The following is a 1,304-nucleotide window of genomic DNA, read 5'->3' as shown; positions in this document are numbered from 1 at the left end:
TCCTGGTTGCCGCTCGCGATCTGGCTCGATGCCGTGGCGATGGTGTCGGTGCCCGTGCGGACCTCGCCGACCACCCTCGCCAGGCTGGCGTTCATGTGCTTCAGCGCCTGCATCAGCTGCGCCATCTCGTCCCGGCCCCCGGCCTCGATGCGCGCGCTCAGGTCACCCGCAGCCACCGTCTCGGCCACCTTGACCGCCTGGTCCAGCGGACGCGTGATGCTGCGCGAAATGAGCCATGCGAAGACACTGCCGAGGAGCAGCGTCAGGATGCCCAGGGACAGCGTCAGGCGGAAGCTGCGCTCGTTGGCCGCGTCGATGGCCCGGCTCATGTCGTCGATCGCCTGCCGCTCCATCGACAGCAGGTCCAGCACACGGCCCTCGTAGGCCTTGGCAGCCGACTGGAACGACTCCTTGAAGGCCCGCTCCGTCTCGGCCGCGTTGCCGCCGGCCTTGGCCTTGCCCACCAGATCCTTGGCCGCCTGGTACTTGGCGCGAAGCTCGACTATCGACTTGAAGGTCGACTTCTCGAGCTCCGTCACCAGCAGCGACTCGACCTTGGCCATGGTCTCGCTGCCCTTCTTCACGCTGTCGGAGATCACCTCCGCGAAGGTCACGGGCAGCGTGTCGTCGGTGGCCTTGGCGATCATCGAGGTGCGCGCGATCGCCGAATAGGTCAGCACATACCAGTCGGAGATGAGCCGCTCCTTGGCCAGCGGCCTCTGCATCATCTGGCGGGTGGCTTCCGCGTTGCTGCGGGCACTGACCAGGGCGGCAGCGGTCGAGAGGATCGTCAGACCCAGCACTATTGCGAATCCGATGGCAAGGCGTGTCCCGATGCGGACGTTCGACAGGAGGTTCATGGTGGGGTCCGTGTGAAGGATTCGACTCAGGCCGCGGCAGCTTCGACGAGACCCATCTCGTCGCTGGACATCAGGCGGTCGATGTCCACCAGGATCAGCATCCGCTCGTCCAGCGTCCCCAGCCCGATCAGGTAGTCCGTGTCCAGCACCGATCCCATCGCCGGCGCCGGCTTGATCTGCTCCGCCGTCAGCGTGATCACGTCCGACACACTGTCCACCACCATCCCCACCACCCGCCCGCCGATGTTCAGCACGATCACCACCGTGAACTGGTCGTAGCTCGGTGTGCCCAGCGCAAACTTGATCCGCATGTCGATGATCGGAACGATGATCCCCCGCAGGTTCACCACCCCCTTGATGTACTCAGGCGCGTTCGCGATCCGCGTCACCGCGTCGTAACCGCGCAGCTCCTGAACCTTCTGGATGTCGATCCCGTATTCCTCG

General features: G+C 65.3%; 2 protein-coding genes. Both read right to left on the bottom strand.

All coding sequences use genetic code 11. The features are described from left to right. Positions 1–860: HAMP domain-containing protein (locus tag AC1DY5_RS56000; protein ID WP_478122766.1), on the bottom strand; the 860-nt coding region annotated here is incomplete at its 3' end. 26 nt (positions 861–886) lie between these two features. Further along, a partial coding sequence (locus tag AC1DY5_RS55995; RefSeq protein ID WP_478122765.1) for a chemotaxis protein CheW occupies positions 887–1,304 on the bottom strand: 418 nt, incomplete at its 5' end.

It is taken from the genome of Variovorax sp. P4_D9, from assembly GCF_056401695.1.
The sequence above is the reverse complement of the archived record's forward strand: the minus strand, read 5'-3'. Positions and strand labels throughout refer to the sequence as shown.